The 6657-nt window shown below is 54.2% G+C and carries 7 protein-coding genes; 1 reads left to right on the top strand and 6 read right to left on the bottom strand.

The features are described from left to right. Nucleotides 1–526 (top strand): hypothetical protein (locus tag KKG35_14745; GenBank protein MBU1739387.1); only part of this gene is annotated, 526 nt, incomplete at its 5' end. A 261-nt stretch (nucleotides 527–787) separates the two neighbouring features. On the opposite strand, the gene KKG35_14740 is transcribed toward KKG35_14745, so the two are convergent. From KKG35_14740 to KKG35_14715, 6 genes are all read right to left on the bottom strand, one after another. Beyond that, entirely contained in the window at nucleotides 788–1102 is a 315-nt protein-coding gene (locus KKG35_14740; GenBank protein MBU1739386.1) for a HigA family addiction module antidote protein, read from the bottom strand. Between the two features lie 10 nt (nucleotides 1103–1112). Continuing rightward, the gene (locus KKG35_14735) at nucleotides 1113–1391 is read right to left on the bottom strand and encodes a type II toxin-antitoxin system RelE/ParE family toxin (GenBank protein MBU1739385.1); all 279 of its coding nucleotides are present in this window, start codon (nucleotides 1389–1391) and stop codon (nucleotides 1113–1115) included. Nucleotides 1392–1738: 347 nt separating this feature from the next. Beyond that, the gene (locus tag KKG35_14730) at nucleotides 1739–3211 is read right to left on the bottom strand and encodes an insulinase family protein (GenBank protein ID MBU1739384.1); all 1473 of its coding nucleotides are present in this window, start codon (nucleotides 3209–3211) and stop codon (nucleotides 1739–1741) included. Then, nucleotides 3208–3660 carry a hypothetical protein gene (locus tag KKG35_14725; GenBank protein MBU1739383.1) on the bottom strand — a complete coding sequence of 151 codons (453 nt, stop codon included), beginning with the start codon at nucleotides 3658–3660 and terminating at the stop codon, nucleotides 3208–3210. The genes KKG35_14730 and KKG35_14725 overlap by 4 nt, the downstream gene beginning before the upstream one ends. A 166-nt stretch (nucleotides 3661–3826) precedes the next feature. Next, nucleotides 3827–5590, bottom strand: coding sequence for a formate--tetrahydrofolate ligase (locus KKG35_14720; protein ID MBU1739382.1), 1764 nt, complete (start codon nucleotides 5588–5590; stop codon nucleotides 3827–3829). A gap of 88 nt (nucleotides 5591–5678) precedes the next feature. Continuing rightward, nucleotides 5679–6632 (bottom strand): FAD-dependent thymidylate synthase, encoded by a 954-nt coding sequence (locus KKG35_14715; protein ID MBU1739381.1) that lies wholly within the window; start codon nucleotides 6630–6632, stop codon nucleotides 5679–5681. Nucleotides 6633–6657 lie beyond the last annotated feature (25 nt).

Genomic DNA, 6657 nt, shown 5'->3' with positions numbered 1-6657 from the left:
TGCGCAATGGTCTGGACATGTTTCCTTCATACCATATCAATCCTCAAAGGTCAAAAGCGGACTTGACCCCTTCCCCTTGACCCCTTCCCAGGTTCATCACATGATACCAGGCCCCGGGATATTCTATGCGCAATGGTCTGGACATGTTTCCTTCATACCATATCAATCCTCAAAGGTCAAAAGCGGACTTGACCCCTTCCCCTTCCCTTCCCAAAGCGCTTCCCTTCCCCTTCCCCTGAATATTTTCGGCACCATGTTGTTCATATTTGATCCGACCCGGGGCAGATCCGGGTATCTGCTGACAGCGGCCGTCAGCCTGTTTTTCGGCATCTGGATCGAAAAAGGGTTCGGCCTCATCATCCCCGGCTTCGTGCCCTCACCCATGGGAGAAGTCGTCGATTATGCACCGACTTTCAATGAGATCCTGATCACCCTCGGAGTCCTTGCGACAGGCGCCTTTGTGGTGACCATCCTGATTAAACCCGCCCTGAAAATCCTTTTAAGGTACAAGGAGAACGCTGTGTAGAATATCCGGTCTTTTCTGCTTAAGGAGCGATCGGACAACCACCAGTGAGGCTCTGGTATATAAGTGTCTCGGCTTTTCAGGGTCATCACCTGGGAAGAGCGAACCAGATGAAAACCGATAGCGCTTAATCGGGTAACTGATTGAGTGATTAAGCAGAAGTCAGCAGACGGCATAGTAGCCAGACGCCCATCGTAATGGTTGGGACAAGGTGAAGGCCTGAACCTAGGGAGAGATCCCCCCGGCTACCCGATTCGCTTTTCCCTATGCGTGATTGGGCATAGTTGAATGAAAAATTGGCTTCACGCTTTTCCAAGATTTTGAATCATTTGCAGCATGCCATAAATCATAATTTTTTTGTAGATTCAGCCATAACTCTGGGGTGGTGTCAAAAGCACGGGATAACCGTAAAGCCATGTCAGGTGTGACAGCTCCTCGACAGTTGATAATTTTCGACAGGGTTTTTCTCGAAACACCGAGGGTCGAAGCTATATCCTGAATTGTTATGGATAGTGGTTTCAGGTAATCTTCTTTCAGAATATTGCCGGGATGAGTGGGTTGTCTTTTTATTGAACTCATGAGACACCTCCTAATGATAGTCGTCGTAATCAACAATATATGCGTCGCCATTTTCAAACTCGAAAATAACACGCCAGTTACCTGAAACTCTGACTGAAAACTGATCTTTTCGGTCTCCACTCAGTGCATGCAGATTTGATCCTGGGTAATTCATATCTTTCAAATCATTTGCAGCATTCAGTCGATCTAAAATTCTTTCGAGTTTGCCAGCATGCTCAGGCTTTATACCTTTCTTTGTGCCGGTATAGAAAAATTGTTCCAGACCTTTATGTCTAAATGATTTGATCATGCACAAATTGTAACCCCACAGGTTACGCGTGTCAAATTATATTTTAGAAGCGAACGTCGTAATCAACAGAGAGTGCCGATCATGGATTATCTCCAATAACGACTTTCACACTGCGGGTATAAGGGGTATGGAAAGTTTAAAAGTACCGGTTATACCTGAGCCGTCACCCCGGCAGGCTGTAAACCGGGGTCCAGGATGGAATGGATTCCGGTTTACAGCCTGCCGGAATGACGAAAACTGAGAAACGGTATATCGGCAGTTTTCGAGCCCCGAAGTTTCGATGTCTCGCAAGCTCGCTTGTCGGTACGAGCAGGCAAGCGGCTCAACTAGCATAACTTTTATCAGCCTTAAACCCTGTTTTTCCTTTTCAGGTTCCTGAACCGCAGCCAGAGAAACAGGGTCAAGGCGACAACCAGGCCCCCGATCAGGATGACCAGTTGCTCAATGGTGAGGGTGGGCAGGCTTCGGACGATCATCACCTTGTTCATGTCCAGATACTTCTGTGCCGCGGCGAAGAACTGGTCGGGGGTGACCGCCTCGATCCGGACTTCGTGGTTGATGAATTTTCCATACGTTTTCAATTCGGCAATCGCCCCGGCATACAGTTCGGCAATCCCCGCGTTGGTTTCATAGCCGTTGGCCAGGCGCAGAAGAATGCCGGTCCGGGTCTTTTCTATTTCAGCGACCGGGACTTTTCCGGACACAACTTTTTCTGTTTCCTGCCGGATGATCTCAAGAGTGCCATCCAGTTTGTCAAAATCAACATCCCCGCCGATCCCGAAAACACCCCAGTGATCAAGCGCGTAAAACGAAGCTTCGGGCGAATAGGCCCAGCCCCGCTTGATCCGGAGTTCTTCCATGATTTTCCGGTCGAGGTATTCGGCGACCACGATGAGCGGGTAATGGTCGCCGTTCAATCGGCCGTCGGTCCTGAAAAAGAGCCCGGCGAACGCTTCCGTGTCGATGATCGGGGCGAAGGTGCCGTTGAATACCCGCGCCTTTTCAGGGAAAGGCAGGTCCCAATTGATTCTTCCGGGGGGCGGGGCTTTGGCAAGAGTTCCAAAACTGGATTTGATGCGGCCGAGAACCTGGTCCCGGTCGAACAGTCCGACCACGATGATCTGCAGGTTGGCGGGGACATAGAACGTTTTGTACAGTTGCAGAATGTCGTCCCTGGTGATCGCGTCGCAGTTTTCCAGGCCGAGAAAGTAGGCGTCGTTATTGGTCAGGGCCTCGCCGGCCATGACCGACGGGAATTTACCGACATCGTGGTCGTACAGCCATCGTTTTGCCGCCGAGGATCTGCCGCCGTTTTCCCGGTGAATGATCTCCCTGGTCAGTTCGAAATTTTCAGGGGTGTAGGTTGAATCGGTCAGGATTTCATAGAGGAGCTCGATGCCCCAGAGGGCGTGGTCGCTGTAAATGTCCAGTTCGTAAACGGTCTGGGTGTTCGAGGTTGTGGCGTTCCAGGCGCCGCCATGCTCCTTGACCATTTTCTCCAGCGCCGCTTCATTGTGTTTTGAAGTGCCGGTGAAGGACAGGTGCTCAAGGAGGTGCGGGGCGTGTTTTTTCCCTTTCCGGAAATCATCATGACCGACGCCGACGACGATGCGGATCGAGACGTTTCTGGCCTCCCCCCTCGGTTTGAGGATGAGTTCAAGGCCGTTTTCCAGGAGGATCCGTTCGGGAGTGTACAGGCCCGGCTGGCTGTAACCGTTCGCCGACAAAACCTCCGGCGAGGAAAAATTGACCAGGAGGATGGTCAGGAGAATGAAGAGCCGCAGCGATGTTCCGTTTCCGCACCCTGCCCCGCTTTTCATTTTCCGGTATCTTTCGGCTGGTCGGTGAAAACTGATTTGGTAGCGTCTTTCAGATCATGGCCGAAGTCCTTGAACCCCTGGCCGACCGCCTTGCTCCCCTCTTTGGCTTCCTGGCCGACCGCTTTTACGGATTTTTTGATGCTCCTGCCGACCTCCTTCGCCTCTTTTTTCGCCTCTCCGGGAACCTCTTTGGCGCTCTTTTTCGCTTCTTTTCCGACCCCTCTGAAGTAATGGCGGAGATCCCTGGCGATCTGTCGGCTGGAGTCATACACCCCGGCCCAGAACCCCTTTTCCTCCCGGATCTCTTTTTCTTTTTTGCCCTCTTTCTTTTCAATGGCGGCGGGCGCAGCCGGAGGCTTTACTTCACTCTTCTCCCAGAACCAGGCCGAAGCGGGGTTTGCGGCAAGTATCCCGAAAACTATCAAAATCCAGAACGCGTGGTTTTTCATGGTCAACCCTCTTGCTTGATAAAAACAATCTACCCGAGAAAATTGATTAAGAAAACAGTTTGCCAACCCCTTTATCCCTTTACGATCCATCCATTTTCCACCAAAAAAGCGGACCGGGGAAAACCCCGATCCGCTTTGGATAAAGCTCAGGTAAAAAAAGACTGACCTAGAACAATCCGGTGACCTTTGCGGTGACCGGATCAACGTCAATGCGGCGGAAGGCCGGATTGGAGCTGGTGCCGGGCATCAGGCTGATCGTTCCCGCGCAGGGGCAGAGGAACTTGGCGCCGGAATAGATCAGGATGTCCCGAACCGGCAGACGCCAGCCCTTGGGCACCCCTTTTTTGCTCGGATCGTGGGAGAGGCTCAGGTGGCTCTTGACCATCATGGTCGCGTAATCCGCGTACTGGGGATCTTTTTCCAGCATCTCGGCCTTGGCATTCGCCTCGGGCGACCAGTCAACCCCGTCACCGCCATAAACTTCTTTGGTGATCATCTCGACCCGGTCGCGGAGTTTCATTTCCAGCGGATAGAGGAACTTGAAGTTGTTCTCCTCGTTGCAGGCGTCGACGACTGCATCGGCGAACTCCAGAGCGCCGTCGCCGCCGAGTTCCCAGTGCTTGGATTCGGCGCAGCGGGCGCCGGCTGCCTCGGCGATCCGGCGAACAACCTTGCACTCTTCATCGGTGTCGGTGTAGAAGCGGTTGATACAGACCACCGGATTGATCCCGGCCTTGCGGATCACGTTGATCAGGTGGACCATGTTCTCACACCCCTTCTCGACCAGGCCGACGTTCTCCTTGGTGTAGGCATCATCCAGAGGTTTTCCGGCCACGACTTTCGGCCCGCCGCCGTGCATCTTCAGGGCGCGGATGGTCGCGGTGAGGACGGAGACGTGGGGTTTCAAGCCGGAGTAACGGCATTTCACGTTCCAGAATTTCTCGAAACCGATATCGGCGGCAAAGCCGGATTCGGTGATGTTGTAATCGAAAAGCTTCAGGGCGACCCGGTCGGCGATGATTGACGACTGGCCGACCGCGATGTTCGCGAAAGGTCCGGCGTGGACCAGGCACGGATTGTACTCGGCGGTGCACATCAGGGTCGGGTTGATGGTGTTCCGCATGAAGGCGGCCATCGCGTTGCCCACTTCCAGATCGCGACAGGTCACCGGCTTGCCGCTCTTGTCGAAGGCGACGGTGATGTTGTTGATCCTCTCCTTGAGATCAGCCAGATCGGTGGCGATGGAGAGAATCGCCATCAGCTCGGAGCCGACCGCGATGCCGAATTTGGACTGCATGGTAAAGCCGTCGGTCCGGCCGCCGAGACCGATCACGATGTTTCTCAATGCCTGGGCGCAGAAGTCGATGATCCAGCCCATCTCCACCCGGGTCGGGTCGATGTCGAGACGGCGCATGCCGGTCAGACGTTTCAGCTGCTCATCGTTGTAGTTCCGCTCGTGCTGCATGCGGGCGGTCAGGGCGACCATCCCGAGGTTGTGGGCGTTCATGATATCGTTGATATCGCCGGTGAGGCCCAGGGAGAACTCGGTCATCGGGATCAGGAGCGAATTGCCGCCGCCCGCCGCCGTCCCCTTGACATTCATGGTCGGGCCGCCTGATGGCTGGCGCAGGGCGCCGCCCACATTCATCCCCCTCTTGCCAAGGCCTTCCATCAGGCCGCAGGAAGTGGTGCTCTTTCCTTCGCCGAGCGGGGTCGGGGTGATCGCGGTGACCTCGATGTATTTGCCGTCCGGCTTGTCCTTAAGCCGGTTGATGATCTTCAGGAAATCGAGTTTCGCAAGCCTGCCCATCGGCAGGATCTCGTCTTTCTCGAGCCCTAATTTGTCGCGCCACTCCTCGGGGGTGGGCATGTTCTTCTCGGCAGCTTCGGATATCTGCCAGTCCGCCATTTCCACTGCGTTAAAAGCCATTGTCTCCTCCTTCTTGATTTTCGTTTTTTTATACCATTTATGAGTCAAACTTATTCCAGAACCGACCTGCCCGGCCGGTTTAAATAAACTATGGGGCGACCTTGAGATCGCCGAAGATGGCCGGGAACCGCCGGGAGAATTCTGCGAGCAGCGGGATCATGACCTCCCGCATGGAGGGCTCCGCCGCCTTGGTGGTCCGAAGTCTGAAGATATGGAGCCATTCGAGGAGATTGCAGTAGACGATCAGTTCGGTTTTGCAGGAATTCGGCAGCACCGTTCTTGCCGCCTGGGGAGACGAGGTCTCAAGAAGCTTCAGGTAGATCTTCTCGGTCTCTTTCATGGCCTTGACCCAGAGTTTGTATTCGGCGGTCCCCTCTTCGTAGAACATCGGCTTGATGAAGGTCACCTCCGAGCCGAATTTCTCGTCGTTATACCGGCAGTAGCGCTGGCTTTCCTGGAGAAAGGAACAGGGCCGGTGGCGGACGATCTCGTGGGTCACCGCCCGGTTGGTGAAGAATTTAACCCCGACATACCGGTGTTTGGCGAGAAGATTGACCGGAAGTTTGTCGACCTCCGCCAGCGGGATCTGTTCCACCTTCACCCCGGACTGGTGGACCACTCCCCTTTCGGGAACGATATCCCTGAAAAAGAGCGGGGTCTTTTCATAAAGAGTGCTGGTCATCGCCTTGATCAGCTTGACGTTGCCATGCTCCCGGTAGAGTTCGCGAAACGCCCGGACGCTGCCGGTAATGATCATCTCGGTTTTGGACGGGCGATCGATATGAACGAATTTGGGCTGGATGCTGAAAAACTGGGTGGCGAGGGTCTCCGAGTCGATCTCCACCCGCAGGGTGATCACCCCCATTTCGGCAACCGAGTTGTGGCCGTGCTTCAAGACCTTTTCAATGAAGGGCTCGGTGGACCCGGCCTCGATTTTATCTTCACTCTTGTAGCAGATCCGCCCGCAGGCCTCGATACGAACGGCCAGTGACTGGTTGTCGAGATCGTCCTGAATCTCAAAGGATGGCGGAATAACTTTCATGATTTTCCCTTCAATGGAATTGGTT

The organism is Pseudomonadota bacterium (assembly GCA_018823285.1).
Taxonomy (GTDB): Bacteria; Desulfobacterota; Desulfobulbia; order Desulfobulbales; family JAGXFP01; genus JAHJIQ01.
This window is presented reverse-complemented; position numbering and strand designations above follow the sequence as displayed.

Bases quoted from the DNA above. Each gene is read 5' to 3' on its own strand.
- KKG35_14715 (MBU1739381.1), bottom strand. From the start codon at position 6,632: ATGAAAGTTATTCCGCCATCCTTTGAGATTCAGGACGATCTCGACAAC.
- KKG35_14735 (MBU1739385.1), bottom strand. From the start codon at position 1,391: ATGATCAAATCATTTAGACATAAAGGTCTGGAACAATTTTTCTATACC.
- KKG35_14740 (MBU1739386.1), bottom strand. From the start codon at position 1,102: ATGAGTTCAATAAAAAGACAACCCACTCATCCCGGCAATATTCTGAAA.
- KKG35_14730 (MBU1739384.1), bottom strand. From the start codon at position 3,211: ATGAAAAGCGGGGCAGGGTGCGGAAACGGAACATCGCTGCGGCTCTTC.
- KKG35_14720 (MBU1739382.1), bottom strand. From the start codon at position 5,590: ATGGCTTTTAACGCAGTGGAAATGGCGGACTGGCAGATATCCGAAGCT.
- KKG35_14725 (MBU1739383.1), bottom strand. From the start codon at position 3,660: ATGAAAAACCACGCGTTCTGGATTTTGATAGTTTTCGGGATACTTGCC.